Annotated in this window: 27 protein-coding genes and 1 pseudogene; 14 read left to right on the top strand and 14 right to left on the bottom strand. The window is 65.0% G+C overall.

Annotated elements, in window-relative coordinates:
* Window positions 1-5 precede the first annotated feature (5 nt).
* The gene (gene fahA, locus RAM80_RS22225) at window positions 6-1289 is read right to left on the bottom strand and encodes a fumarylacetoacetase (RefSeq protein ID WP_416422575.1); all 1284 of its coding nucleotides are present in this window, start codon (window positions 1287-1289) and stop codon (window positions 6-8) included.
* On the bottom strand, window positions 1286-2596 hold the full coding sequence (gene hmgA, locus RAM80_RS22220) for a homogentisate 1,2-dioxygenase (protein WP_416422574.1): 1311 nt from the start codon (window positions 2594-2596) through the stop codon (window positions 1286-1288). The genes fahA and hmgA overlap by 4 nt, the downstream gene beginning before the upstream one ends.
* Before the next feature lie 115 nt (window positions 2597-2711).
* Between hmgA and RAM80_RS22215 the strand changes: the two genes are divergently transcribed.
* Window positions 2712-3491 (top strand): IclR family transcriptional regulator, encoded by a 780-nt coding sequence (locus tag RAM80_RS22215; protein ID WP_416422573.1) that lies wholly within the window; start codon window positions 2712-2714, stop codon window positions 3489-3491.
* Between the two features lie 87 nt (window positions 3492-3578).
* Here RAM80_RS22215 and RAM80_RS22210 read toward each other — a convergent pair whose 3' ends face one another.
* The 5 genes from RAM80_RS22210 to RAM80_RS22190 all read right to left on the bottom strand — a co-directional run bounded on the left by RAM80_RS22210 (window position 3579) and on the right by RAM80_RS22190 (window position 8701).
* Window positions 3579-3800 (bottom strand): hypothetical protein, encoded by a 222-nt coding sequence (locus tag RAM80_RS22210; protein WP_416422572.1) that lies wholly within the window; start codon window positions 3798-3800, stop codon window positions 3579-3581.
* Window positions 3801-3965: 165 nt separating this feature from the next.
* Window positions 3966-5645, bottom strand: a complete 1680-nt coding sequence (locus RAM80_RS22205; protein ID WP_416422571.1) for a DUF1302 domain-containing protein — start codon at window positions 5643-5645, stop codon at window positions 3966-3968.
* 369 nt (window positions 5646-6014) lie between these two features.
* On the bottom strand, window positions 6015-6920 hold the full coding sequence (locus tag RAM80_RS22200) for an SDR family oxidoreductase (RefSeq protein ID WP_416422570.1): 906 nt from the start codon (window positions 6918-6920) through the stop codon (window positions 6015-6017).
* A gap of 129 nt (window positions 6921-7049) precedes the next feature.
* Window positions 7050-7958, bottom strand: coding sequence for an alpha/beta fold hydrolase (locus RAM80_RS22195; RefSeq protein WP_416427537.1), 909 nt, complete (start codon window positions 7956-7958; stop codon window positions 7050-7052).
* Between the two features lie 284 nt (window positions 7959-8242).
* Window positions 8243-8701 (bottom strand): flavodoxin, encoded by a 459-nt coding sequence (locus RAM80_RS22190; protein ID WP_416422569.1) that lies wholly within the window; start codon window positions 8699-8701, stop codon window positions 8243-8245.
* Window positions 8702-8843: 142 nt separating this feature from the next.
* Between RAM80_RS22190 and RAM80_RS22185 the strand changes: the two genes are divergently transcribed.
* Together RAM80_RS22185 and RAM80_RS22180 are read left to right on the top strand one after the other, a co-directional pair.
* Entirely contained in the window at window positions 8844-9302 is a 459-nt protein-coding gene (locus RAM80_RS22185) for a PAS domain-containing protein (RefSeq protein WP_416422568.1), read from the top strand.
* Window positions 9303-9364: 62 nt separating this feature from the next.
* Complete coding sequence (locus RAM80_RS22180; protein WP_416422567.1) at window positions 9365-9970, top strand: PilZ domain-containing protein; 606 nt, start codon at window positions 9365-9367, stop codon at window positions 9968-9970.
* Between the two features lie 6 nt (window positions 9971-9976).
* Here the strand turns inward: RAM80_RS22180 and RAM80_RS22175 are convergent, their stop codons facing one another.
* Window positions 9977-10930 (bottom strand): MerR family transcriptional regulator, encoded by a 954-nt coding sequence (locus RAM80_RS22175; RefSeq protein WP_416422566.1) that lies wholly within the window; start codon window positions 10928-10930, stop codon window positions 9977-9979.
* A 215-nt stretch (window positions 10931-11145) separates the two neighbouring features.
* On the opposite strand from RAM80_RS22175, the gene RAM80_RS22170 reads away from it, so the two are divergent.
* The 6 genes from RAM80_RS22170 to RAM80_RS22145 all read left to right on the top strand — a co-directional run bounded on the left by RAM80_RS22170 (window position 11146) and on the right by RAM80_RS22145 (window position 14158).
* On the top strand, window positions 11146-11706 hold the full coding sequence (locus RAM80_RS22170; RefSeq protein WP_416422565.1) for an antibiotic biosynthesis monooxygenase: 561 nt from the start codon (window positions 11146-11148) through the stop codon (window positions 11704-11706).
* Window positions 11707-11847: 141 nt separating this feature from the next.
* Window positions 11848-12555, top strand: a complete 708-nt coding sequence (gene folM / locus RAM80_RS22165) for a dihydromonapterin reductase (protein WP_416422564.1) — start codon at window positions 11848-11850, stop codon at window positions 12553-12555.
* Between the two features lie 26 nt (window positions 12556-12581).
* On the top strand, window positions 12582-13142 hold the full coding sequence (gene folE, locus RAM80_RS22160) for a GTP cyclohydrolase I FolE (protein WP_416422563.1): 561 nt from the start codon (window positions 12582-12584) through the stop codon (window positions 13140-13142).
* A complete protein-coding gene (gene folX / locus RAM80_RS22155; protein ID WP_038336348.1) occupies window positions 13142-13513 on the top strand; it encodes a dihydroneopterin triphosphate 2'-epimerase in 372 nt (123 codons plus the stop codon). Before folE ends, folX begins: the two co-directional genes overlap by 1 nt.
* A gap of 14 nt (window positions 13514-13527) precedes the next feature.
* Complete coding sequence (locus RAM80_RS22150; RefSeq protein WP_416422562.1) at window positions 13528-13824, top strand: DUF1244 domain-containing protein; 297 nt, start codon at window positions 13528-13530, stop codon at window positions 13822-13824.
* The gene (locus tag RAM80_RS22145; protein ID WP_416422561.1) at window positions 13817-14158 is read left to right on the top strand and encodes a HopJ type III effector protein; all 342 of its coding nucleotides are present in this window, start codon (window positions 13817-13819) and stop codon (window positions 14156-14158) included. The genes RAM80_RS22150 and RAM80_RS22145 overlap by 8 nt, the downstream gene beginning before the upstream one ends.
* 165 nt (window positions 14159-14323) lie before the next feature.
* Here the strand turns inward: RAM80_RS22145 and trxB are convergent, their stop codons facing one another.
* Window positions 14324-15286 carry a thioredoxin-disulfide reductase gene (trxB, locus tag RAM80_RS22140; protein ID WP_416422560.1) on the bottom strand — a complete coding sequence of 321 codons (963 nt, stop codon included), beginning with the start codon at window positions 15284-15286 and terminating at the stop codon, window positions 14324-14326.
* Between the two features lie 122 nt (window positions 15287-15408).
* On the bottom strand, window positions 15409-16008 hold the full coding sequence (locus RAM80_RS22135; protein ID WP_416422559.1) for a peroxiredoxin: 600 nt from the start codon (window positions 16006-16008) through the stop codon (window positions 15409-15411).
* 225 nt (window positions 16009-16233) lie between these two features.
* Between RAM80_RS22135 and cysZ the strand changes: the two genes are divergently transcribed.
* The gene (cysZ, locus tag RAM80_RS22130) at window positions 16234-16962 is read left to right on the top strand and encodes a sulfate transporter CysZ (protein ID WP_416422558.1); all 729 of its coding nucleotides are present in this window, start codon (window positions 16234-16236) and stop codon (window positions 16960-16962) included.
* Window positions 16963-17042: 80 nt separating this feature from the next.
* Here cysZ and RAM80_RS22125 read toward each other — a convergent pair whose 3' ends face one another.
* On the bottom strand, window positions 17043-17618 hold the full coding sequence (locus RAM80_RS22125) for a hypothetical protein (protein WP_416422557.1): 576 nt from the start codon (window positions 17616-17618) through the stop codon (window positions 17043-17045).
* A 124-nt stretch (window positions 17619-17742) separates the two neighbouring features.
* Between RAM80_RS22125 and RAM80_RS22120 the strand changes: the two genes are divergently transcribed.
* On the top strand, window positions 17743-18945 hold the full coding sequence (locus RAM80_RS22120) for a glycosyltransferase family 4 protein (protein WP_416422556.1): 1203 nt from the start codon (window positions 17743-17745) through the stop codon (window positions 18943-18945).
* Here RAM80_RS22120 and RAM80_RS22115 read toward each other — a convergent pair.
* The 3 genes from RAM80_RS22115 to RAM80_RS22105 all read right to left on the bottom strand — a co-directional run bounded on the left by RAM80_RS22115 (window position 18914) and on the right by RAM80_RS22105 (window position 21267).
* A complete protein-coding gene (locus RAM80_RS22115) occupies window positions 18914-20017 on the bottom strand; it encodes an NADH:flavin oxidoreductase (RefSeq protein ID WP_416422555.1) in 1104 nt (367 codons plus the stop codon). The genes RAM80_RS22120 and RAM80_RS22115 overlap by 32 nt on opposite strands.
* Before the next feature lie 125 nt (window positions 20018-20142).
* Window positions 20143-20625, bottom strand: a complete 483-nt coding sequence (locus RAM80_RS22110) for a glutathione peroxidase (RefSeq protein ID WP_416422554.1) — start codon at window positions 20623-20625, stop codon at window positions 20143-20145.
* 156 nt (window positions 20626-20781) lie between these two features.
* Window positions 20782-21267 (bottom strand): FKBP-type peptidyl-prolyl cis-trans isomerase, encoded by a 486-nt coding sequence (locus RAM80_RS22105; protein WP_268145453.1) that lies wholly within the window; start codon window positions 21265-21267, stop codon window positions 20782-20784.
* A 14-nt stretch (window positions 21268-21281) separates the two neighbouring features.
* Between RAM80_RS22105 and RAM80_RS22100 the strand changes: the two are divergent.
* The 3 genes and pseudogenes from RAM80_RS22100 (at window position 21282) to RAM80_RS22090 (ending at window position 24628) form a co-directional block, all read left to right on the top strand.
* Window positions 21282-21574: pseudogene (locus tag RAM80_RS22100) on the top strand (DUF3565 domain-containing protein).
* A gap of 58 nt (window positions 21575-21632) precedes the next feature.
* The gene (gene pta, locus RAM80_RS22095) at window positions 21633-23744 is read left to right on the top strand and encodes a phosphate acetyltransferase (RefSeq protein WP_416422553.1); all 2112 of its coding nucleotides are present in this window, start codon (window positions 21633-21635) and stop codon (window positions 23742-23744) included.
* Complete coding sequence (locus RAM80_RS22090) at window positions 23741-24628, top strand: acyltransferase (RefSeq protein ID WP_416422552.1); 888 nt, start codon at window positions 23741-23743, stop codon at window positions 24626-24628. Before pta ends, RAM80_RS22090 begins: the two co-directional genes overlap by 4 nt.
* The last annotated feature ends 94 nt before the right edge of the window (window positions 24629-24722 follow it).

Below are 24722 nucleotides of genomic sequence, written 5' to 3'. Positions count from 1 at the left end.
AGCCCTCACGCCGCCGCGATGATTCGCCCACGGCACTCGCCGAAGCCGATGGACACCTGCCCCGGCGCCACGCAACGCGCGCGCAGGATCACCTCGTCACCGTCTTCCAGGAAGCGCCGGCTTTCCCCCGACGCCAGGGCCAGCGCCTCCTTGCCGCCGTGGGTGATCTCCAGCAGGCTGCCGTGCTGCCCCGGCTGCGCGCCCGAGAGCGTGCCGGAACCGAACAGGTCGCCGGGCTGCAACTGGCAGCCGTTGACGCTGTGGTGGGTGACCAGCTGGGCCACGGTCCAGTACATGCTGCGGGTGTTGCTCAGGGCGATGCGTTCGGCAGGCAGGCCCTGCTCGCGCATACGTTCGGTGAGCAGCAGCACTTCCAGCTCGATGTCCAGTGCGCCACTTTTCTGGTCGCGCGCGTCCCACAGGTACGGCAGCGGCTGCGGGTCGCCCTCGGGGCGCGGCGCCTGGGCGCAACGGAAGGGTTCCAGGGCCTCGGCCGTCACCACCCACGGCGACAGGCTGGTGATGAAGCTCTTGGACAGGAACGGCCCCAGTGGCTGGTATTCCCAAGCCTGGATGTCGCGCGCCGACCAGTCGTTGAGCAGGCAGTAGCCGGCCACGTGCTCGTCGGCACGGTCGATGGCGATGCCCTCGCCCATGGCGTTGCCCGGGCCGATCCAGATGCCCAGCTCCAGCTCGAAGTCCAACCGCGCGCAGGGGCCGAAATTGGGTTCCTTGTGCCCGGCCGGCATGGTCTGGCCTTTCGGCCGCCGCACCGGCGTGCCCGACGGCCGCAGGGTGGACGCGCGGCCGTGGTAGCCGATGGGCACGTACTTGTAGTTGGGCAGCAGCGGGTTGTCGGGGCGGAACAGCTTGCCAACGTTTTTCGCGTGCTCGATGCCTACGTAGAAGTCGGTGTAGTCCCCCACCCGGGCCGGCAGGTGCAGCTCGCAGTCGCTGGCCAGGTGCAGGCAGTCGCGCACCACGCCGACGTTATCACTGCCCTGGGCCAGCAGCTGGGTCAGGCGCTCGCGCAGCACCACCCGCGCCTGGCGGCCAAGGGCGAAGAAGCCATTGAGCTGGCCGCCTTCGCAGGCCAGCGCCGCCGTGGCGGCCTCGCCCTGCAACAGGCCGGTGGCCAGCAGCACCTCAAGGTCCAGGATCGAATCACCGATCGCCACCCCGGCACGCGGGCGCCCGCCCTGGGGGCTGAACACGCCCAGGGGCAGGTTCTGCAGGGGGAAATCGGCGTGGTCGTTGGCGCTGGCCAGCCAGCTGTGGTGCGGGTTCATGCGTCTCTCCGGTTCGGGTTGAAGGTGCTGGGCAAGCTCGCCCAGCAGGCGTCATAACGCTGCTGCAATTGCTCGCAGGCCAGCGCATGGCGGCTGGGGCGCAGCACCTGGCTGGTCTCGAACATGAACGCCATGGTCTGTTCGATGCGCACCGGCGCCAGCTCGGCCGCCACCGCCCTGGCGCAGGTCTCGGCGTCCGGGCCGTGGGCGCTCATGCAGCTGTGCAACGAAGCGCCGCCGGGCACGAAGCCTTCGGCCTTGGCGTCGTAGGCGCCCTGGATCAGGCCCATGTATTCGTTCATCAGGTTGCGGTGGAACCAGGGCGGCCTGAAGGTGTTGTCCGCCACCATCCAGCGCGGCGGGAAAATAACGAAGTCCATGTTGGCCATACCGTGCACGCTGCTGGGCGAGGTCAATACGGTAAAGATAGACGGGTCCGGGTGGTCGTAGCTGACCGTGCCCAGGGTGTTGAACAGCCGCAGGTCGTATTTGTACGGCACGTTGTTGCCGTGCCAGGCGACCACGTCCAGGGGCGAGTGCTGCAGCTCGCAGCCCCACAGGCGGCCGAGGAATTTCTGCACCAGGGCCACCGGGGCGCTGCTGTCCTGGTAATGCGCCACTGGCGCCAGGAAGTCACGCGGGTTGGCCAGGCCGTTGCTGCCGATGGGCCCCAGGTCGGGCAGGCGCAGCGGCGCGCCATGGTTTTCTGCCAGGTAGCCACGGGCGTTGCCGTCGGGCAGCGCCACGCTGAACTTCAGTCCGCGGGGAATCACGGCGATTTCCAGCGGCTCGATGTCCAGCACCCCCAGCTCGGTCAGCAGCCGCAGCCGGCCCTGCTCGGGCACCAGCAGCAGCTCGCCGTCGGCGTTGTAGAACACGCGGGTCATGTCGCGGTTGGCCGCGTAGTGGTACAGGCTGGTGCCGCTGGGCGCGTCCGCCGGGGCGTTGGCGGCCATGACCACCCAACCATCAAGGAAGTCCGTGGGCGCAGTGGACATGGGCAGCGGGTCCCAGCGCAAGCGGTTGGGCGTGGGCTCGGCCAGCGGCCCGCCCTGCACTTGGCGCGCCAACGGTTCGAAACGTGGGTGCAGCGCCGAGGGGCGGATGCGGTACAACCAGGTGCGCCGGGCTTCGCTGCGCGGGACGGTAAAGGCGGTGCCGGAGAACTGCTCGGCGTACAGGCCGTAGGGGGCCTTTTGCGGGGAGTTGCGGCCGGCCGGCAAGGCGCCGGGCAGCGCCTCGCTGCTGAACTCATTGCCGAAACCGCTCTGGTAGCGGGGCGCGGCAGTGCCAGGATCCAGGTCCATGAAACCTCCGGGGCGATTGTTATTTTTATCGTAATCAGATTACGAATAACGTAATTTGATTGCCAGGGAGCGTCAAGCTATAAAGACGCCCACTTGCCCACGGACCGCCCAGACCATGCCCACGCCGACCCCGCCCGCCACCGAGAGCAACAACAAGCAGAAAGTCCGTTCGGCCGAAGTGGGCACTGACATTCTCAAGGCCCTGGCCGAACTGTCGCCGTCCACCTCGCTGTCGCGCCTGGCCGAACACGTGCAGATGCCTGCCAGCAAAGTGCACCGCTATCTGCAGGCGCTGATCGCCAGTGGCTTCGCCGAGCAGAACCCCGCCACCAACCACTATGGCCTGGGCCGCGAAGCGCTGCGGGTGGGGTTGGCGGCGCTGGGCAGCCTGGACGTGCTGAAACTGGCGGCGCTGCCACTGTCCGAGCTGCGCGACGAACTGAACCAGACCTGTTTCCTGGCAGTGTGGGGCAACCGTGGCGCCACCGTGGTGCAGGTGGAAGCGGCGGTGCGTGCGGTGACGGTAGTGACGCAGGTGGGTTCGGTGCTGCCGCTGCTCGGCTCATCCACGGGGCTGGTGTTTGGTGCGTACCTGCCAGCGCGCGAGACGCTGGACCTGATGCACGCCGAAGGCAAGGCCAGCCAGGAACTGCAAGCCACCTTCGCGGCAATCCGCGAAAATGGCCTGCACCATGTGCATGGCTTGCTGCTGCCGGGCGTGGACGCGTTGTCAGCTCCGGTGTTCGACGCCCTGGGGCGCATCAGCGCGGTGCTGACAGTGGTCGGCCCTACGTCCATGTTCCATGCCGATGAACACGGCCCGGCGGCGCAGCGGCTGCTGGCTGCCAGCCAGGCAGTGAGTTGGCGGCTGGGCTACCAGCCCAGCGGCACCTGATTGTCGAACGGCTTGAGGGGTTCTGACTCGGGCAGGGTGCTGTCTTTCAGAAAGTCGAGCAGCTCGCTGGCGTACCGCTCCGAGGTGTTATAAGGATGCCGATCCCGTGCAGTCATCGACATGAATATCGCGGATATCCAGATACGCCAACAACTTCGGCCAGTGCGACGAGAGTAAGGCCTGGGCGACGGTTTGCAGGGTGGGGGCTCTTTGCACCAACGCCTTGATTTTCAATAGCGCCTGGTTGCACGCCAGCAAATGTGGATCCTCGGGATATACCTGCGCAGCAGACTTCGGTGTTGCGTCCATATGTCGTTCCTTGTGAAATTAGCCACTGACTGATCAAAAAATAAGTCCGTCTTGATCGAGCTAATTAGAAACGACACCTGAAGCCCAGCAGCAATAAATATTGCTCAAACCCGAGGGGTAATACTGCCGGCAGGCGCCTGGGTAATACCCATTGGATGAACCTCGTTAAAACTTCAAACCCACGCCCATGCTCAAGTAATCCCGATCGGTGAGCACGTTGTAATGCCCGCCAAAAAATTGCGTGTAGGCAACAGTCGCGGTGTAGGTGTGCTGATAGTCTGCCAACACGCCCAGGGTGACGGCCTTCGCCCCTTCATTGAACAGGCCATTGGGACCGTAGCCGTTGACGTCGTGGGACCAGGCCACGCTGGGGGTCAGGCTGACGCCCTGAAACACATCCGGGTATTGCAGCTCTGCCTTGGCCCGGTACCCCCAGGCATTGCTGGTCACAAACCCATGGTTGCCCGCCGTGCCATACACCGCATCACGCCCCAGGCGGTCGCTGCTCGATACATTGTCCACGTGCACCCAGCCCGCCTCGCCTACCAGCGAAAGGCGCTGGGCACCCAGCACTTCGTCGAAGTCCTGGCTCAGGCTGCTCTGCAACTGGGTAATGGCCTTGCGTTCGTAACCGCTGTTGACCTGCTCGGCCGGCCCGTACAGCGCCTGGGTCAGGTCAGCCAGGTTGCGCTGCACCGGCGCGTTGGGGCGGTAGCTGAGCTCGCCACGCCACTTGCTGCCGCCGGCCAGCAACGTCGAGAAGCTGGCGCCGTACAGCTGGATGTCCTGCGGGTACTGCAGGTTGTAGCTGCCACCGAGCAGCGCGGCATCGGCGGCCTGGCTGTTGGTCAGCGTGCCCAGGCCCGCGGGGATTGCGCCGCTGCCATTGCGCGTCTCGATGAACGCCTGGCGGCTGTGGTAGTTCATGAAGTAGAAACCGTAGTCCACGGTGCCCACCTGCCAGTGCAGCGCCGTGCCCCACTGGCCGCCGTCGCGGGCGCGCTGGTCGTGGCCGCGTGGCACCACCACGCCTTCGCTGGTCACTTCATAGCCCTGGCCTTGCTGCGCCGGCAGTGAAGAGGCGACGGTGAAACCACGGCTGCAGCCGCGGGCGGTGATGTCGTCGGCAAAGTAGGTGCCACAGTTCTCCGCCTGGGAGGCATCCCATTGCAGCTGATAGAACGCGTCCAGGGTCAGGGCGTCGGTGAGGCTCTGGGACACGTAGAGCAAATTGGTGGGCAACAGGCTGTCGCTGACGGTTTCGCCGGGCTGGTGCAAGGTGGACAGGTCCACCGGGTTGATGCTGTTGATGGAGTTGCCGATGAACTCGCTCTCGCCCCAGTTGACGATCTGCCGCCCCACGCGCACGGTGCCCGGTTGGTCGCCGATGCTGTAGTGGTGGTACACGTAGGCGTCCAGCCACTGGCCGCCGGCGGCACGGGCACCTTCCTCGCGGCCACGGTCGCTGATGGACTTGAAGTCCTGGCTGCCGTCCTGCTGGGCGAAGTCGTACCAGTAGCGACCGCGCACGTACACGCCGCTGTCACCGTACTGCAGGGTCAGGGCGTGCTCCACCTGCAGGCGGTTGGAAAATGCCTGGCCGCGGTTGAAGTTCAGGCGGCCGTCGTCGCCCAGGCTGGAATGCCCCGTGCCACCGTTGCTGGCGCCGACCAGGTGGTGATCGGCGTTGCGCAGGCCCCAGTCGCTGGTAAAGCTCAGGTTGGTGTCGATCTGCCCTTCCACGTCACCGACGTTGAACGGCAGCGCCAACGCCGTGCCCGGCACCGCGGCGGCAACGCTGACTGCGAGGAAAAGCACTTTGAACGGCGTGTGTTTTGGCGACATGACGGGACTATTACAGTGGCGGTAACAGTCATTGTCGCAAACTGCTATTTTTCAATCCACAACTAACGCTTAGTATTTCTTCAGTCGCCAAGGGAACTAACCCGAACCCCAAGGGTTAATGATGAATTAATCTTCATTGTGTATTGTCCGATGCTGATCCCCGGCCTGCCTGGCTTTGGCGACACCTTGTTCACCGACGTTGATTTGAAGCTCCTTGATCTAACGTCTTATTTGGCCGCTGTGTTACAGCGGCCTTTTTTATTTCCGCGTTTTACTGCCAGCCTGTAGCCGCTGCCGCAGGCTGCGCTGGCCCTGTGCCACACCGAAGCAGCCTGGGGGCAGCGGCTACAGTATTCTGGTACGCAAGTTTTAATACTGCTGGAGATGCGCCATCATTTCCCGCAGCGCTTCAATGTTATCCGCGGGGTGCACGGCATTGTCAAAGTTGCCGATATTCGCCCACTCTTTTGCAATATCCTCCACGCTCATGCCCTGTTGTGGGTCGAAGCCCACGCCCAGGCTGCGTTCCCAACGCACTTTGCCGACCCAGCCTCCCCCCACTTCATATAAACCACCCGTGTCCTGGCATTGCTCGCTGCCCAGGTAAACCACCAACGGGCTGACCAGTTCAGGCTTGAGCAAGGCGAACACTTCAGGCGGCATCAGCCCTTCGGTCATGCGCGTGCCGCCGGTGGGCGCAATGGCGTTGACGAGGATATTGTTGCGGCGCCCTTCCAGCGCCAGGGTGCGGGTCAGGCCGTACAGGCCCAGCTTGGCCATGGCGTAGTTGGCCTGGCCGAAGTTGCCGTAGATGCCCGAGGTGGACGAGGTGAAAATCACCCGGCCGAAGTTCTGCTCGCGCAGGTGCGGCCAGGCGGCGTGGGTGAGTTTGTAGGCGCCCTGCACGTGCACCTGGTACACCTGGTCCCAGTCGCTGTCGTCCATTTTGTGGAAACTCTTGTCGCGCAGGATGCCGGCGTTGTTCACCAGCACGTCGACGCGGCCAAAGCTGTCCAGCGCCTGCTGGACGATCTTGTCACCGTCGGTGACCGACTCGTGGCTGGCAATGGCGGTGCCGCCAGCCTCGCGTATCTGCGCCACCACGCGGTCGGCGGCGGAGGCATTGGCACCTTCGCCGTGGGTGGAGCCACCCAAGTCATTGACCACCACCCGCGCGCCATGGCGGGCGAACAGCAAGGCGTGGGCACGCCCCAGGCCGCCGCCGGCGCCAGTGACAATCACCACTTTATCTTCGAAACGGACCGCGTCGCTCATGGCACTACTCCTGGCAGCACAAAAGGGGGGCATGGCGGCAGTGTCGTGCACGAGCGTTCCAGTCACAATAAAGACGCCCCTACCTGAATACGCCACGATAAGGCTGGGGGATGATCCCCCGCCCCGGCTTCAGGAATAGAGCCGCCGGCGTTCACTTGCAGCGGCTTGCGCCTGCAACTGGTCACGGAACGCCAGGTAGTGCTTGAGCACCTGTACCGGTGCTTCGGTGTGTGGGTAATGGCCGATGCCGGGCAGGGAAACCGTGTCGGCGCGATGGATCAGCTCGCGGTAGCGGGTCACCATGGGCCTGCCGCACACCGGGTCGAGCACGCCATTGATGAAGCGCAGCGGCACGCCGGCGTGTTGCATGGCCGTCACCCAGCGGTCACGGCGCAGGCGCCGCTCCACCAGGTAGCCACACAACCGGTGCAGCACGCGTGTGCCCTGGTTGGCGCGAATCAGGCTCCACCAGTCGTCCATGGCGCTTTCGCTGGGGCGGGTATCAGGGCCGTAGATCTGGCGCACGTTGTTGACCAGGGTCTCGCGGCTGAAGCTGCGGCTCACCAGCCAGCCCAGGGGGCTGATCAGCAGTTTCTGGATCAACAGGGCGCGGTGGGCCTCGGGAAACAGGCCGCCATTGAGGAATACGCAGCTGGCGATGCGCGCCAGGCCATGTTGGTGCCGGGCCAGCAGTTCCTGGGCGACGCTGTCCCCATAGTCATGGGCCAGCAGGTGCACCGGTTGCTGCACGTTCAGGTGCGCCAGCAGGGCCTGTTGCAGGTCAGCCTGCTCGATCAGGCTATAGGCGTGGTCCACGGGCTTGCTGGAGTCGCCGAACCCCAGCATGTCGCAGGCGATCAGGCGGTAGCGGCTGGCCAACGGTTGCCACAGGTAGTGCCAGTCCCAGCTGGCGGTAGGAAAGCCGTGCAGCAGCAACAGCGGCTCGCCGCGCCCCGCTACCCAGTAGCGAATGGCGTGGCCGCGAAAATCGAAGGTCTGCCCGCGGGTGCGCCATACCGTCAAGGGTATCTCGGCCAGTGGCGTGGCTGCGCGTGCCTGCCCGAGTGCCGCCTGGGCTGCCGGCGAAGGCGCTGGCGGCTCGCGATGCGCCCGGTCGCGGGCAATCGAAGTCGAGGGAACATGAGCTGTGGTCACGGACATTACCTCGGCACTTTCTGTGCTCTCCTGGCAGGAGTTTAACCAGCCCTCCCGCCGGGGGTAATTGCGTTGGCAGCCAGCTTATTGGCCTTGTGAGTCACCAGCAAAATCAAGCAGATAATGGATCCCATACGCGCTGAAACTAATCGTTTCAGCGACCAGGGTCAGGCGGCGCGCAGGCGCTCGATCAGCTGCGCCACCCACGGCTCGGCATCGGTCTCCGGGGTCACCGATTCACTGGCATCAAGGCGCAGCATGTCCTGCACCTCCTGCACGCCCAGCTCGGCGAACAGTTCACGCAGTTGCTCGCCGCCGCCGCAGAAGGTGTCGCCATAGCTGGCGTCGCCCAGGCCGATCACCGCGCCCGGCAGGCCGCGCAGGGTGGCAGGCAGTTGATCGCGCAGCTGCGAATACAGCGGTTGCAGGTTGTCCGGCAACTCGCCCATGCCCGTGGTCGACGTCACCGCCAGCAAGGCCTGGGGCGCGGCGCCCAGCAGCTCCTCGAGGCTGGCGCGGGGATTGTAGAAGGTCTCGAAACCGGCGGCGTCGAGCAGCGACTTCACGTGACGGGCCACTTCTTCAGCAGTGCCGTATACGGAGCCGGACAGGATGGCGACTTTCATTGCGTGGGTCCTGGGCAGGGTCAAAACCGCGATAGTAACAGGCCAGGGCCCTGGGACGCAGTGTGGCCATCTGCCAGACGCAGGGTGTATCCACGCCCCGGTTGCTCTAGAATGGCCCGTGAACTGTCGTGGAATGCCTGAAATGATCAACGCCAAGCTGCTGCAACGGATGATGGACGCGTCCAATGACGGGATCGTCGTGGCCGAACAGGAGGGCGACGACAACATCCTCATCTACGTCAACCCGGCCTTCGAACGATTGACCGGCTACAGTTCCAATGAAATTCTCTACCGCGATTGCCGTTTCCTGCAGAATGGCGAACGCGATGAAGCCGCGCTGGCGTTGATCCGCCAGGCCATCGACCATGGCCAACCGTGCCGCCAGCGCCTGCGCAACTATCGCAAGGACGGCTCGGCGTTCTGGAACGAGCTGTCGATTACCCCGGTGTACAACGAAAGCGACAAGCTCACCTACTTCATCGGCATCCAGAAGGATGTGACCGAGCAGGTGGAAGCCCAGGAGCGTGTGGCGCAGCTGCAACGCGAACTGGATGAAGCACGGGCGCGGATCATGGCCCTGGAAAACGACCAACGGCGCTAACTAATGCCCGAGGGTGCTGTCTACTGACCGAACAACCGCCTTATTCGCCTTCGAGCTCGATCATGCCAGTTGACGCCCTCCTTACCCAGGATGAGCTGGATTTCATTCGAACCATGCAGCACAACCCGCAGCTCAACGTGCGTGATACCACGGCGAGCCTGCTGGTCAATGGCGGCACGCAGATCCGTGACCTGCTGGCGCGCCTGGTGGCCAACGAACAGGTGACCATCCAGGCCCAGTTCGAAAACCAGCAGATGAGTTTCCCGCTGCAACTGGTGGAAGACGAATTCCACGCCGTGCACCTGAAGCTGGGCGCGCCCAGCATCTACGAGGACGGCCCCATGGTGCGGCCGTGGCGCATGGCGCTGAACCAGCCGGTGGTGCTGGAAGACGAAAAGGGCCGCATCACCGATTACCAGGTGCTGGAAATTTCCTTCGAAGGCGTGCTGCTGGAAATGCGCAACGGGCGCAACCCGCCGCGCCGCTTCTCACTGTGGTTCAACCCCGAAGGCCACGAGCCGATGCCCCTGCGCGGCACCCTGCGGCGCAAGACCGAACATGGCCACTACGCCTACCGCCTGAGCCAGGACAACCCGCAGGACACCGAGCGCCTGCGCCAGTACATCCTCGCCCAGCACCGCCGCGCCCACCCGCAACTGCACGCGTAGGCCACCTCAGGTATCCAGGTGCCCTGCCAGGTATTGCTGCAGGCGGCGCTGCATCAGGCGCCCGTCGCTGCCCAGGCACGCCACCTCGGTATTCACCAACGCGTCCTGCATCAGGTCGCTAGCCTCGCCGGCCAACATCAGCGGGCAGTCCAGGGCCAGGCCCACCTTGCGCAGGCGCTTGGGCGTGTCCGGGGCTGGCGGGTGGTTGGAGAACAGCACCATGGCCTGGGGCGCCAGTTTCTCGCACACCAGGCTCAACTCCTCCAGTGGCTGCCCCGGCGCCAGCACCTGCACCGCCACGTCGCTGCTGGCCAGCATCAGCCCGGCCACCAGCAGCTCCAGTTCGTGGCACTGGCCCGGAATGGCCGCCAGCAGCACGGTGCTTTCCTGCTGCTGATGACGCAACATTTGCAAGCGCTGCAAGGTGCGCCCACGCAGGAAGCTGTCCAGCAGCAACCATTCGCTGGCCTGCCCGAACGCGTCCTGGCGCAGCAGCAACGCCTGCCAGACGGGCATCAAGACGTCCTGGAACGCCACCACCACGGGGTAGCTGGCGAATATCTGGCCGTAGACCTGTTCCAGCCGGCGCTCGTCGAAGGCGTGTACGGCCTGGCGTACCTGCGCCTGCCATTCGCCCCACTCGCTGCTGGCCAGCGGCCGTTCCAGCGGCTCCGGCTGCGCCTTGGACGAGTGGCTGCGCGCGAGGATCTTGCCGACCTTGCTCACCGCCACGCCGCGCTCGATCCAGCCGAGGATGCTGCGCACCTCGTCGATGTCAGCCTGGGAGTAAAGGCGGTGCCCGCTTTCGGTGCGCGTGGGCCGAATCAGCCCATAACGGCGCTCCCAGGCGCGCAGGGTCACCGGGTTGATGCCGGTCAGGCGCGCTACCTCGCGGATGGGAAACAGCTCCTGGCGCGACGTTTGGGCGGCGGCAGAAGTGGCTGGAACGAAATCTGACATCGGTACGGGCGCCAAGGCGTGGGGTCAGCGGGCATTGTACCTTGGTTGGCACGATCTACCCAATTGCACGGATATCTGGCGTCAGCGAAACAGCACTGGCGCGTTTTCGCCGTTCAGGAATAATCCTTGCTTGAATTTGCATGCAGGCCACCACCCCGGCCCTGCAGCGAGAGGCGCGCCCTACCCGGGAGGCCCGTACTGAACGGAGATACACAATGTCTACCCCCGTCACCCTGATGGTTGCGCGTCGCGTCGCCAATGGCCGCTACCACGACCTGATCGCCTGGCTGCGCGAAGGCGAACAACTGGCCACCGACTTCCCCGGCTACCTGGGCTCCGGCGTGCTGGCCCCGCCCCCCGATGACGACGAATTCCAGATCATCTTCCGCTTCGCCGACGAAACCACCCTGCACGCCTGGGAACACTCGGCCTCGCGCAGCGCCTGGCTGGCCCGTGGCAGCGGCCTGTTCGCCCAGCCCCACGAACACCGGGTCAGCGGCATCGACGGCTGGTTCGGCGACACTGGCCACATACGGCCGCCGCGCTGGAAGCAGGCGGTAGCCATCTGGCTGGCGTTTTTCCCGGTGTCGCTGCTGTTCAACTTCGTCCTGGGCCCGCTGCTGGGCGAGCTGAGCCTGGTGCCGCGCATCATGGTCAGCACCCTGGCCCTGACGCCAATCATGGTGTACTTCTTCATTCCGCTGTCCACGCGGTTGCTACATAACTGGTTGCACGCAGTGCCACAGCGCCCCGCCGCCGTCCACCAACCTTCGTAGCAGCTGCCGCAGGCTGCGTCAGCGCGCGCCCGGTGTACCCCGGTGCCTGGGACGCGGCCTGGCGGCCGCTGCTACGGGGCGGTTGTGCACTGGCCCGCCAGTGGTATAAGTTCCCGGTAGACACCTGCCGCGAGCTTATGCATGCCCCGCCCCGCCCCTATTCTCATCACCGGCGCCAGCCAGCGCGTCGGCCTGCACTGCGCCGAGCGCCTGCTGGACGACGGCCAGCCGGTTATCGTCAGCTACCGCAGCGAGCGCGACAGCCTGGCGCGCCTGCGCGAGCGCGGCGCGGTGACGTTGTTCGGGGATTTCAGCAACGAAGCGGGCATCCTCGCGTTCATCGCCTTGCTGAAGAAACACACCAGCGGGCTGCGTGCCATCGTTCATAATGCATCGGCCTGGCAGGCAGAAACGCCGGGCGAGGAAGCCCAGGCCTTCGCACAGATGGTCAGCGTGCACATGCTCGCGCCCTACCTGATCAACCTGCATTGCGCCGACCTGCTGCATGCCAGTGAAGTGGCGGACATCGTGCACATCAGCGATGACGTGACCCGCAAGGGCAGCAGCAAGCACATCGCCTACTGCGCCAGCAAGGCCGGCCTGGACAGCCTGACCCTGTCGTTCGCCGCCAAGTACGCGCCACGCATCAAGGTCAACGGCATCGCCCCGGCGCTGCTGATGTTCAATGAAGACGACGACGCGGCGTACCGCGCCAAGACCCTGGCCAAGTCGGCCATGGGCATCGAGCCAGGGCCGCAGGTGGTGTACCAGAGCCTGCGCTACCTGCTCGACAACCCCTATGTCACCGGCACTACCTTGACCGTCAACGGCGGCCGGCACGTAAAATAAGCGCCCCGCGCGAGGAAGTAGCTTCCATGAACCCCAGCCTGCCGCAACACTACCGCGCGATCCTCCAGGACCTGGGTGAAGACCCGGACCGCGAGGGCCTGCTCGACACCCCCAAGCGCGCGGCCAAGGCCATGCAGTACCTGTGTCACGGCTACGGCCAGACCCTGGAGGAAATCGTCAACGGTGCGCTGTTCGCCTCCGACAACGACGAGATGGTGATCGTCCAGGACATCGAGCTGTACTCGCTGTGCGAGCACCACCTGCTGCCCTTCATCGGCAAGGCCCACGTGGCCTACATCCCCACCGGCAAGGTGCTGGGGCTGTCGAAGATCGCGCGCATCGTCGACATGTTCGCCCGGCGCCTGCAGATCCAGGAGAACCTCACCCGCCAGATCGCCGAGGCGGTGCGTGACGTGACCGGCGCCGCCGGCGTGGCCGTGGTGATCGAGGCCAAGCACATGTGCATGATGATGCGCGGCGTGGAAAAACAGAATTCGGTGATGAACACCTCGGTGATGCTCGGCGCCTTCCGCGACTCGAGCACCACCCGCCAGGAATTCCTGCAATTGATTGGACGGAGCAAGTAATGCCACAACTGGAGCCAGGAATGGCGCGCATCCGGGTCAAGGACCTGCGCCTGCGCACCTTCATCGGAATCAACGAGGACGAGATCCTCAACAAGCAGGATGTGCTGATCAACCTGACCATCCTGTATGCGGCCCAGGAAGCGGTGCGTGACAACGACATCGACCACGCGCTGAACTACCGCACCATCACCAAGGCGGTGATCCAGCATGTGGAGGGCAACCGCTTTGCCCTGCTGGAACGTCTTACCCAGGAACTGCTGGACCTGGTGATGGCCAACCAGGCCGTGCTGTACGCCGAAGTCGAAGTCGACAAACCCCATGCCCTGCGCTTTGCCGAGTCGGTGTCGATCACCCTCGCGGCACGCCGCTGAACGGAAACCGCACCATGAACGATCAACAACGCCTGGAACTTGAAGCCGCGGCCTTCCGCCGCCTGGTGGAGCACCTGGGCAAGCGCACCGACGTGCAGAACATCGACCTGATGAACCTGGCCGGTTTCTGCCGCAACTGCCTGTCCAAGTGGTACAAGGCCGAGGCCGACGAGCGTCACATCGAGGTCAGCCTGGATGACGCCCGTGAAGTCGTGTACGGCATGCCGTACAACCAGTGGAAGACTCTTTATCAGCAAGAAGCCAGCGCCGAACAGCAAGCGGCGTTCGCCAAAGGAAAACAGCATGACTGACTTGAATACCCTGCGCGCCAGCCTCGCCACCGGCGAACACGTCTTCGCCGACACCCTGGCGTACGTGACCGCGCATTACGACTACCAGCCGCAGGCCTTCACCAACGGTGCGCTGGAAAACGCCGCCGGCCAGAACGAAGGCTCGTGCAAGACCCTGGGCCTGGCCGTGCTGGAAGGCCTGAGCGACCAGGAAGCGCTGCTGGCGTTCGGCGAGCACTACCGTTCGGTAGTGGCCACGCCTGAGGGCAGCGACCACGGCAACATCCGCAACCTGATCGCCCACGGCCTGGCCGGGGTGAAGTTTGCCGCGCAGCCGCTGGCGCGCAAGGGCTGATACCCGCCCACAAAAAAACCGGCCTTGATGGCCGGTTTTTTTATGCCTGGCTGCAGGCAAGGCAGTTTGCAATTGTGGGAGCTGGCTTGCCAGCGAGCTTTTCAATGCTCAAAAACTCGCTGGCAAGCCAGCTCCCACATCAAGCCCGCCCCGCCCCTGGCTTGATTAGAACGAAGCGTTCTGCAGGCCGTCCAGGTAGCGTTCCACGTCCAGCGCAGCCATGCAGCCGGCGCCGGCCGAGGTGATGGCCTGGCGGTACACGTGGTCGGCCACGTCGCCGGCGGCGAACACGCCCTCGACGCTGGTGGCGGTGGCGTTGCCTTCACGGCCGCCGCTGACCACCATGTAGCCGTCCTTCAGGGCCAGCTGGCCTTCGAACAGCGAGGTGTTCGGGGTGTGGCCGATGGCAATGAACACGCCGTCGACTTTCAGCTCGTCGAAGCTGCCGTCGTTGTTCTTCAGGCGCGCACCGGTCACGCCCATGTTGTCACCCAGCACTTCGTCCAGGGTGGCGTTGAGCTTGAGCTCGATCTTGCCTTCGGCCACGCGGGCGTGCAGCTTGTCGATCAGGATCTTCTCGGCGCGGAAAGTCTCGCGGCGGTGCACCAGGGTGACCTTGCTGGCGATGTTGGCCAGGTACAGCGCTTCTTCCACGGCCGTGTTGCCACCGCCCACCACGGCGACCGGCTTGTTGCGGTAGAAGAAACCGTCGCAGGTGGCGCAGGCCGAAACGCCCTTGCCCATGAACGTTTCTTCCGACGGCAGGCCCAGGTAGCGGGCGCTCGCGCCAGTGGCGATGATCAGCGCGTCGCAGGTGTAGCTGGTGCCTTGGCCGGTCAGGGTGAACGGGCGCTTGGCCAGGTCAACGCCTTCGATGTGGTCGAAGATGATCTCGGTCTCGAAACGCTCGGCGTGCTCGCGCATGCGCTCCATCAGCGCCGGGCCGGTCAGGCCGTGGACGTCGCCCGGCCAGTTGTCGACTTCGGTGGTGGTGGTCAGTTGACCGCCGGCCTGCATGCCGGTGATCAGCAGCGGCTTGAGGTTGGCGCGGGCTGCGTAGACGGCAGCGCTGTAACCGGCAGGGCCGGAACCGAGGATGATCACTCGGGAATGACGTGCTTCAGACATGGCTGACTCCTATGGACCCCGACATTGTACGCCGGGGGCCCGAGGCCGGCGAACCGGCTGGAATTAAAAAAGGACGGCTGAAACCTTGGGGAAGGCTATTGCTCACCCGTCCTGGAAACCGCTTACAGGCTGGTGGCGTTCTCGGCCAGGTAGTCGGCCACGCCCTGGGCGTCGGCCTTCATGCCTTTCTGGCCTGGACGCCAGCCGGCTGGGCAGACTTCGCCATACTGTTCGGTGAATTGCAGGGCTTCGACCAGGCGCACCATTTCGTCGACTTCACGGCCCAGCGGCAGGTTGTTCACCACCTGGTGCTGTACCACGCCTTTCTGGTCGATCAGGAACGAAGCGCGCAGGGCCACGCCGTCTTCGTGCTCGATGCCGTAGGCACGGGTGATCTCGTGCTTGACGTCGGCCACCATGGTGAACTCGACTTCGCCGATGCCACCCTTCTCGACCGGGGTGCTGCGCCAGGCGTAGTGGGTGAACTGCGAATCGATGGACACGCCAACCACTTCAACACCCAGCTCGCGGAATTTGGCGATGCGGTTGTTGTGGGCAATGATTTCCGATGGGCAGACGAAGGTGAAGTCCAGCGGCCAGAAGAACAGCACGATGTACTTGCCGTGCAGCGAGGACAGCTTGAAGCTGTCGACGATCGAACCGTCGCCCAGTACGGCCGGGGCGTCGAAGTCAGGGGCCTGCTTGTTGACGAGAATGGTCATGGAAACTCCTTGAAATGCAAAATTGAGGAAAAGGGTTAAGAAATTTGATGTGCGCACTGTAGCGAGGGGGCCAAGGGTAAGGAAATATCGATTCACAATCCACCTCATAGCCCCGCTCTATCCGATAGGACCTGGCACTCGAAGGCTTTGTTACAGCACATTGCTTCACTTTCCCACGGGGCGCAAAGCCGGTAATGTCGGCCCGTTTTCAACTCGGAGCACACCATGCACGCGCCTGTCCTGTCCGGCCCGCAATACCTGCGCGAAGGCCTGAAACTGGTCCTCAGCCCCGGCCTGCGGCTCTTTGTCCTGCTGCCGCTGGCCATCAACCTGGTGCTGTTCGCCGGGCTTATCTATTTCGCCGGCCATGAATTCCGCCAATGGGTCGACCACCTGATGCCCACGCTGCCGTCGTGGCTGGGCTTCCTCAGCTATATCCTCTGGCCGCTGTTCGTGGCGCTGGTGGTGCTGATGGTGTTCTTCTGCTTCACCCTGGTGGCCAACATTGTCGCCGCGCCGTTCAACAGCTTCCTGGCGGAAAAAGTGGAAGTGGTGGTGCGTGGGCAGGACGATTTCCCGCCGTTCAAATGGGCCGAGCTGGCCCGCGAGGTGCCGCGCACCCTCAACCGCGAGCTACGCAAGCTGGGCTACTTCCTGCCGCGCACCCTGGCGCTGTTCGTGCTGTCGCTGATTCCGGTGGTGAACGTGGTGGCGGCGCCGCTGTGGCTGCTGTTCGGCGTGTGGATGATGGCCATCCAGTACATCGACTACCCGGCCGACAACCACAAGATGAGCTGGCCCGACATGCTCGCCTGGCTGCGCCAGAAGCGCTGGCAGAGCCTGGGTTTTGGCGGGATTGTCTACCTGGTGCTGCTGATACCGGTGGTGAACCTGCTGATGATGCCGGCCGCGGTAGCCGGCGCCACACTGTTCTGGGTGCGGGAACGCGGTTGACCCGTAATGTGGGAGCTGGCTTGCCAGCGAGCTTTTGAGGCCCGCACAGCTCGCTGGCAAGCCAGCTCCCACAAAAGCCGTTACGGCGTATCGGCCCAATACGCCAGCAGGATAAACACCCACAACAATATCCCCGGCACCATGCACACATAATCCACCCAGTGCAGCCGGGAATTGGCCTCGCCCAACGGGTCATCCGCGGCAAAGTTCAGCAACTGCTGCCCCTTGCACACCGCCAGCCCCTGCACCACCAGCGCCGCCAGGCAGCCCAGGTCGGTCAGCGGGTAGCCAATGCCCGCCCGCGCCATGCCGTTGAACAGCAGGCCCAGCACCGTCGCCACGACAAAGCGGTTGGCCCACACTTCGGGCGGCTCGATGGCGTGCATGCCGCGCGCCTGCAGCAGGTCCTCGGCGCGAAACAGCAGGGCGTGGGTGAAGAACAGCGGCAGCAGGCCGCGGGCCAGGGGCGAGACCTTGGCACCGGTGGCGCGCTGGTAGCGGCGCCAGTTCTTCCATGACCAATACACCAGGTAAAGCCCCAGGCTGGCGAAAAACAAGGTGAAAAACTTGCCATCCGAGACGGTGTAGAACGCGGGCTCCCTGACCGCTGGCATACGCAGATCCGCCTGAGGCGGCGCGTAAAGGTTATCGGTCATGGCGATCACCCGGTTGCGCGCAGGTTGTCTCTAAACACTAGGCGATTTATCGCCGGGCGTAGGCGTCATGAATTCGTCACGGGGGTGAAATACGCCCGCAATCCCCTGATCCGACACTGGTTCCATGACCACACCACCGCTGCGCATCACCCTGGTTACCGAAACCTTTCCATCCGAAATCAACGGTGTGGCCAATACCCTTGGCCGCCTGAGCGATGGCCTGCGGGCCCGCGGCCACCACGTCGAGATCGTGCGGCCGCGGCAAACTGTCGACGAACGGAATGGGGCAGACGACGAACTGATGCTCTGCCGCGGCTGGCCACTGCCCGGCTACCCCGGCCTGCAATGGGGCCAGGCGTCGATGCACAAGCTGCTGCGGCGCTGGCGCCGGGTGCGCCCCGACGTGCTGTACATCGCCACCGAAGGCCCGCTGGGCCTGAACGCCCTGCGCGCGGCGCGGCGCCTCAAGATCGCCGTGGTCAGTGGTTTCCACACCAATTTCCAGCAATACACCCGCGACTACGGCCTGGGCCTGCTGACACGCCTGCTCACCGGCTACCTGCGCTGGTTCCACAACCGCACCCAACTGACCCTGGTGCCCAGCGCCACCCAGCGCCACAGCCTCGAACGCCGCGGCTTCGAGCGCCTGGCGCTGCTGTCGCGCGGGGTGGACAGCCAGCTGTTCAACCCGGCACGGCGCAGTCAGGCCCTGCGCGACAGCTGGGGGCTGGGGCCGGACGATATTGCCTTGATCCATGTGGGCCGGCTGGCGCCGGAAAAGAACCTCGGCCTGCTCAAGCGCAGCCTGCAGACCCTGCAACTGCATTACCCGCTGCAGCGCATGCGGCTGGTGATCGTCGGTGATGGGCCGCAACGGGCGCAGCTTGAACAGGAGCTGCCCGAGGCGATTTTCTGTGGCGCCCAGCGCGGCGAGGAGCTGGCCATGCACTACGCCAGCGGCGACGTGTTCCTGTTCCCCAGCCTCAGCGAGACCTTCGGCAACGTGGTGCTCGAAGCCCTGGCCTCGGGCCTGGGCGTGGTGGCCTACGACGAGGCCGCCGCCGGCCAGCACATTCGCCACGGCCACAACGGCGCCCTGGCCATGCCGGGCGACGAAGAAGCCTTCATCGACGCCGCCGGCTGGCTACTGGAAGACAGCGAAACCCTGCGCCGCATCCGCCTCAACGCGCGCCAGCACGCCAGCCGCCAGGGCTGGGCGGCGATCATCGAGCAATTCGAAACCCAGCTTCGCGGCGCCTGTCAGGCCGCCGCGCAACGCATGGGCGGGTTTGCGATCAAACCAGGCTCGTCAACGCTTCCCGGCTGAAGGGCAGGATGTCCTGCTCGCGGCCGTCACGCACCTTGGCGGCCCAGTCCGGGTCCACCAGCAAGGCACGGCCCACCGCCACCAGGTCGAACTCCTCGGCGTTCAGGCGCTGCAGCAGGTTTTCCAGGCTGGCGGGCTGCGCCACCTTGTCGGTGTCGACCATGAACTGCAGGAACTCGCCGTCCAGGCCAACGCTGCCCACGGTGATGGTCGGCTTGCCGGTGAGCTGGCGGGTCCAGCCGGCCAGGTTGAGGTCGGAGCCTTCGAATTCCGGCTCCCAGAAACGCCGCGTCGAGCAGTGGAAAATGTCCACCCCGGCGTCAGCCAGCGGCTGCAGGAATTGCCCCAGGGCTTCCGGGGTCTGCACCAGGCGCGCGCTGTAGTCCTGCTGTTTCCACTGCGAGAAACGGAAGATGATCGGGAAGCCCGGCCCCACGGCGGCGCGCACGGCCTGGACGAGCTCGATGGCGAAGCGCGAGCGCTTGGCCAGGCTGCCGCCGTATTCGTCATCGCGTTGGTTGGTGCCTTCCCAGAAGAACTGGTCGATCAGGTAGCCATGGGCGCCATGGATCTCAACGCCGTCCATGCCGATGGCCTTGGCGTCGGCAGCGGCCTGGGCGAACGCGGCGATCACGTCGGCAATGTCCTGGTGGGTCATGCCATGGATCAGCACCTTGCCGTCCTTGACCTTGCCCTGGGGGCCGTAGCCCGGCACCGCGGCGTCAGGCTCGGTGCCCAGGCGCCGCACGTTGCCCACGTGCCACAGTTGCGGAACGATCTTGCCGCCCTCGGCGTGCACCGCGTCCACCACTTGCTTCCAGCCTGCCAACGCGTCGATGCCGTAGAAACGCGGCACGTGCGGGTAGCCGTTGGCGGCCTTGTGGCCCACGGTGGTGCCTTCGGTGACGATCAGGCCGACGCCGGCGGCGGCGCGACGGCGGTAGTACTCCACCACCTTGGCGGTAGGCACGCCACCGGGCGAGAACGAACGGGTCATGGGCGCCATCACCACGCGGCTCGGCAGCTGCAGGGCACCCAACTGGAACGGCTTGAACAGAGCGTTGACCGACATGCGCAGATCCTCTGAAAGATGGCTCAAAGACCCGCAGCATAAAACGCCGCCAGCGTGGCTGACAGCACTATTGATTGCAGTGATAAGCGCCGCTAGCCGGGCACGAGGGCCCGGCCACGTGGGCCTCAGCCCAGGGCTTTTTCGATGGCGTGGACCACCGTGGGATCGTCCGGCGCGGTGCGCGGCGAGAAACGCGCCAGCACGCGGCCATCCTTGCCCACCAGGAACTTCTCGAAGTTCCAGGTGATGTCACCGGGGAACTCCGCACCCTCGCCCGCCAGCAGCTGGTAGAGGCGGTGGCGGCCATGACCGTTCACCTCCAGCTTGGCGCTCAGGGGGAACGTCACCCCGTAGTTGAGGCTGCAGAACTGCTGGATCTCCTGCTCGCTGCCCGGTTCCTGCCCGGCAAACTGGTTGCACGGCAGGCCCAGCACGCTGAACCCCTTGTCCTTGAAGGTCTGGTACAGGTTCTCCAGGGCGGCGTATTGCGGCGTCAAGCCACATTTGGACGCCACGTTCACCACTAGCACCACCTTGCCCTTGAAGGGCGCCAGGGGCAGTTCCTGGCCGTCGAGCGCCTGCAGTTTAAGGTCGTGGAAAATACTCATGACTAACTCCCCTATTCCATATCCCTGTGGCGCAAAGGCGCTGTGCGAAACACTAGCAGACAAAAAAGGCGCCCGTCCAAGCCCGATGAGCACTCTTGCGAGATTTCATCAGGCCCAAACGGACGCCTTTTGGCTATCCGGGCTTACGCGCGCGGATTAATGGTGGTGACCACCTTCGCCGTGCACGTGACCGTGGGCGATTTCTTCCTGGCTGGCGTCACGGATGGCAACGATCTTGACCTGGAAGTTCAGGCGCTGGCCGGCCAGCGGGTGGTTGCCGTCGACGGTGACGTCGTCGCCGTCCAGGTCACGGATGGTGACGATTTGCATCTGGCCGTCCGGCGCGGAAGCGTGGAACTGCATGCCCACTTCCAGTTCGTCGACGCCTTCGAACATGCTGCGGCTCAGGGTGCTGACCAGTTCGGCCGAGTACTCGCCGTAGGCTTCTTCAGGTTCGATGGCAACGGTCAGTTCTTCACCGACGTCCTTGCCTTCCAGGGCCTTTTCCAGGCCTGGAATGATGTTACCTGCGCCTTGCAGGTACACCAGCGGCGCGCCGCCGGCGGAGCTGTCGATGACCTCACCAGCGTCGTTGGTCAGGGTATAGTCGATGGAGACAGCCTTGTTGGCAGCGATCGGCATGGGGCGACACCTTTTTGCATAAGAATGTAGAACGAACAAGTGTAACCAAGGCGTCGCCCGAAAGCGAACGCAACCCGGACCAACGGAACCGATGAGCGCCATCACAATCGTAGATTTCATCCGCGACGAACACGGCGACTGGGTCGCCGTGCTGTCCTGCGGCCACACCCAGCACCTGCGCCACCAGCCGCCCTGGCAGTCGCGCCCGTGGGTGCTGGACCCGCAACAACGCGCACAACAAATAGGCAAAAGCTTTCGCTGCGGCTGGTGTGCACGGCTGGAGGATAACGATACCCTTGGCAACTGATTTCGCGATCGGCCAGCCATAGGCCGACGCCCGCGCAGTGCTCATTCGGGAAGCTCGCATGCAGACATTTTTTATCGCGCCAACTGATTTCGGCGTCGGCCTCACTTCCATCAGCCTGGGCCTGGTGCGCACCCTGGAGCGTGCCGGCCTGACCGTCGGTTTCTTCAAGCCCATCGCCCAGCCGCACCCCGGTGACACCGGCCCGGAACGTTCCACCGAACTGATGGCGCGCACCCACGGCCTCAACCCGCCCAAGCCCCTGGGCCTGGCCCACGTCGAGCGCATGCTGGGCGACGGCCAGCTGGACGAACTGCTGGAGGAAATCATCACCCTGTACCAGCAGGCGTCGGTGGGCAAGGACGTGCTGATTGTCGAGGGCATGGTGCCCACCCGCCACGCCAGCTACGCGGCGCGGGTCAACCAGCACCTGGCCAAGAGCATGGACGCCGACGTGATCCTGGTGTCCGCCGCCAGCGAGACCGAAGTGCTGGCCGAGCTGTCCGGCCGGGTGGAGTTGCAGGCGCAATTGTTCGGCGGCCCGCGCGACCCGAAGGTGCTCGGGGTGATCCTCAACAAGGTGCGCACCGACGAGAGCCTGGAAGCCTTCGCAGCGCGCCTCAAGGAACACTCGCCGCTGCTGCGTGGCGGCGACTTCCGCCTGCTGGGCTGCATTCCCTACCAGGCCGACCTCAACGCCCCCCGCACCCGCGACGTGGCCGAGTTGCTGGGCGCCCAGGTGATCAACGCCGGCGACTATGAAACCCGGCGCATGTCGAAAATCATCATCTGCGCGCGCACCGTGCTCAACACCCTGCAGCTGCTCAAGCCCGGCGTGCTGGTGGTGACCCCCGGCGACCGCGACGACATCATCCTGGCGGTGAGCCTGGCCGCCCTCAACGGCGTGCCCCTGGCCGGCCTGCTGCTGACCAGCGACACCCTGCCCGACCCACGCCTGATGGAGCTGTGCCGCGGTGCGCTGCAGGCCGGGCTACCGGTGCTGTCGGTGAGCACCGGCTCCTACGACACCGCCACCCAGCTCAACCAGCTGAACAAGGAAATACCCATCGATGACCGCGAGCGCGCGGAGATCATCACCGACTTCGTCGCCAGCCACCTCGACGCCCACTGGCTGCACCAGCGCTGCGGCACCCCGCGCGAGCTGCGGCTGTCGCCGGCAGTGTTCCGCTACCAACTGATCCAGCGCGCCCAGCACGCCAACAAGCGCATCGTCCTGCCTGAAGGCGCCGAGCCGCTGATGGTGCAGGCGGCGGCCATCTGCCAGGCCCGCGGCATCGCCCGTTGCGTGCTGCTGGCCAAGCCTGCGGACGTGCACGCGGTGGCAAGCGCCCAGGGCATCGTGCTGCCCGAGGGGCTGGAGATCCTCGACCCGGAAGTGGTGCGCGAGCGCTACGTGGAACCCATGGTGGCGCTGCGCAAGAGCAAGAGCCTGAACGCGCCCATGGCCGAGCAGCAGCTGGAAGACAACGTGGTGATCGGCACCATGATGCTGGCCCTCGACGAGGTCGACGGCCTGGTGTCGGGCCTGGTGCACTCCACCGCCAACACCATCCGCCCGGCCCTGCAGCTGATCAAGACCGCGCCGGGCTGCAGCCTGGTGTCGTCGGTGTTCTTCATGCTGTTCCCCGACCAGGTGCTGGTGTACGGCGACTGCGTGATGAACCCGCACCCCAGCGCCGGCGAGCTGGCGGAAATCGCCCGGCAGAGCGCCGACTCGGCCGAGGCCTTCGGCATTCCCGCGCGCGTGGCGATGATCAGCTATTCCAGTGGCGACTCGGCCAGTGGCGACGACGTCGAGAAGGTGCGCGAAGCCACCCTGCTGGCCCGCGAGGCCCAGCGCGACCTGCTGATCGACGGCCCGCTGCAGTACGACGCCGCCGCCAACGAGACCATCGCCCGCCAGCTGGCCCCCAACAGCGAGGTGGCCGGGCGCGCCACGGTGTTCGTGTTCCCCGACCTGAACACCGGCAACACCACCCACAAGGCGGTGCAGCGCAGCGCCGACTGCGTCAGCCTGGGCCCCATGCTGCAAGGCCTGCGCAAGCCGGTCAACGACCTGCCGCGCGGCGCCCAGGTCGACGACATCGTCTACACCATCGCCCTCACCGCCATCCAGGCTCACCGCCGCGTGGCTAACCAGGAAACCCCATGAAACCGATTCCGGCGCCAGTGCGAGGCGTGATCGCCTCGCTGTTGTTGGCGTGCAACACCGTGCTGTGCTGCACCCCGCTGTTCATCGTCAGCCTGTTCAAGCTGTGCCTGCCCTTCCCGGCGGCGCAGCGCGTGACCGACGTGCTGATGCGTCACATCCACGAAGCCTGGATCACCCTGAACAAGGGCTGGATGAAACTGCTGTGCCGCACCCGCTGGCAGGTCAGTGGCCTGCAGGGGCTGGACTACCAGCACTCGTACCTGATCACCAGCAACCACCAGAGCTGGGTCGACATCCTGGCCCTGCAGTACGTGCTCAACCGGCGCATTCGGCCGCTGAAGTTCTTCCTCAAGCAGGAACTGATCTGGGTGCCGGTGATTGGCCTGGCCTGGTGGGCCCTGGGCTTCCCGTTCATGAAACGCTACTCCAAGGCCTACCTGGCCAAGCACCCGGAGAAGCAGGGCAAGGACCTGGAAACCACGCGCCGCACCTGCGCCCGCTTCGCCGGCAAGCCCACGGCCATCTTCAACTTCGCCGAGGGCACGCGCTTCACCCCGGCCAAGCACGCCCAGCAGCAGTCGCCGTTCAGGCACCTGCTCAAGCCCAAGGCCGGTGGCATCGCCTTCGTGCTGGATGCCATGGGCGAGCAGTTGGAGTCCATCGTCAACGTCACCATCGACTACCCGGGCGGCCGCCCAGGGTTCTGGGACCTGCTGTGCGGGCGGGTGCGCAACGTGACGGTGCAGCTGGAAGAGATCGCCATCCCGGCGCAGTTCATCGGCCGCAGCTACGACCAGGACGTGCAGTACCGGGCGCAGTTCCAGCAGTGGGTGAACGAGCTGTGGGTGGCGAAGGATGAAGCGCTGGACAAGATGAAACACTGACAGGTGGGAGCTGGCTTGCCAGCGAGTTTTTCGATGGGCCCAAAAGCTCGCTGGCAAGCCAGCTCCCACAAAAAAATCCCGCCATGAGGCGGGA

It is taken from the genome of Pseudomonas sp. App30, from assembly GCF_047947025.1.
GTDB lineage: Bacteria > Pseudomonadota > Gammaproteobacteria > Pseudomonadales > Pseudomonadaceae > Aquipseudomonas.
This window is presented reverse-complemented; position numbering and strand designations above follow the sequence as displayed.

Coding starts and splice junctions, on each gene's coding strand:
- fahA (WP_416422575.1), bottom strand. CDS start 1,289: ATGAACCCGCACCACAGCTGGCTGGCCAGCGCCAACGACCACGCCGAT.
- hmgA (WP_416422574.1), bottom strand. CDS start 2,596: ATGGACCTGGATCCTGGCACTGCCGCGCCCCGCTACCAGAGCGGTTTC.
- RAM80_RS22215 (WP_416422573.1), top strand. CDS start 2,712: ATGCCCACGCCGACCCCGCCCGCCACCGAGAGCAACAACAAGCAGAAA.
- RAM80_RS22210 (WP_416422572.1), bottom strand. CDS start 3,800: ATGGACGCAACACCGAAGTCTGCTGCGCAGGTATATCCCGAGGATCCA.
- RAM80_RS22205 (WP_416422571.1), bottom strand. CDS start 5,645: ATGTCGCCAAAACACACGCCGTTCAAAGTGCTTTTCCTCGCAGTCAGC.
- RAM80_RS22200 (WP_416422570.1), bottom strand. CDS start 6,920: ATGAGCGACGCGGTCCGTTTCGAAGATAAAGTGGTGATTGTCACTGGC.
- RAM80_RS22190 (WP_416422569.1), bottom strand. CDS start 8,701: ATGAAAGTCGCCATCCTGTCCGGCTCCGTATACGGCACTGCTGAAGAA.
- RAM80_RS22185 (WP_416422568.1), top strand. CDS start 8,844: ATGATCAACGCCAAGCTGCTGCAACGGATGATGGACGCGTCCAATGAC.
- RAM80_RS22180 (WP_416422567.1), top strand. CDS start 9,365: ATGCCAGTTGACGCCCTCCTTACCCAGGATGAGCTGGATTTCATTCGA.
- RAM80_RS22175 (WP_416422566.1), bottom strand. CDS start 10,930: ATGTCAGATTTCGTTCCAGCCACTTCTGCCGCCGCCCAAACGTCGCGC.
- RAM80_RS22170 (WP_416422565.1), top strand. CDS start 11,146: ATGTCTACCCCCGTCACCCTGATGGTTGCGCGTCGCGTCGCCAATGGC.
- folM (WP_416422564.1), top strand. CDS start 11,848: ATGCCCCGCCCCGCCCCTATTCTCATCACCGGCGCCAGCCAGCGCGTC.
- folE (WP_416422563.1), top strand. CDS start 12,582: ATGAACCCCAGCCTGCCGCAACACTACCGCGCGATCCTCCAGGACCTG.
- folX (WP_038336348.1), top strand. CDS start 13,142: ATGCCACAACTGGAGCCAGGAATGGCGCGCATCCGGGTCAAGGACCTG.
- RAM80_RS22150 (WP_416422562.1), top strand. CDS start 13,528: ATGAACGATCAACAACGCCTGGAACTTGAAGCCGCGGCCTTCCGCCGC.
- RAM80_RS22145 (WP_416422561.1), top strand. CDS start 13,817: ATGACTGACTTGAATACCCTGCGCGCCAGCCTCGCCACCGGCGAACAC.
- trxB (WP_416422560.1), bottom strand. CDS start 15,286: ATGTCTGAAGCACGTCATTCCCGAGTGATCATCCTCGGTTCCGGCCCT.
- RAM80_RS22135 (WP_416422559.1), bottom strand. CDS start 16,008: ATGACCATTCTCGTCAACAAGCAGGCCCCTGACTTCGACGCCCCGGCC.
- cysZ (WP_416422558.1), top strand. CDS start 16,234: ATGCACGCGCCTGTCCTGTCCGGCCCGCAATACCTGCGCGAAGGCCTG.
- RAM80_RS22125 (WP_416422557.1), bottom strand. CDS start 17,618: ATGACCGATAACCTTTACGCGCCGCCTCAGGCGGATCTGCGTATGCCA.
- RAM80_RS22120 (WP_416422556.1), top strand. CDS start 17,743: ATGACCACACCACCGCTGCGCATCACCCTGGTTACCGAAACCTTTCCA.
- RAM80_RS22115 (WP_416422555.1), bottom strand. CDS start 20,017: ATGTCGGTCAACGCTCTGTTCAAGCCGTTCCAGTTGGGTGCCCTGCAG.
- RAM80_RS22110 (WP_416422554.1), bottom strand. CDS start 20,625: ATGAGTATTTTCCACGACCTTAAACTGCAGGCGCTCGACGGCCAGGAA.
- RAM80_RS22105 (WP_268145453.1), bottom strand. CDS start 21,267: ATGCCGATCGCTGCCAACAAGGCTGTCTCCATCGACTATACCCTGACC.
- pta (WP_416422553.1), top strand. CDS start 21,633: ATGCAGACATTTTTTATCGCGCCAACTGATTTCGGCGTCGGCCTCACT.
- RAM80_RS22090 (WP_416422552.1), top strand. CDS start 23,741: ATGAAACCGATTCCGGCGCCAGTGCGAGGCGTGATCGCCTCGCTGTTG.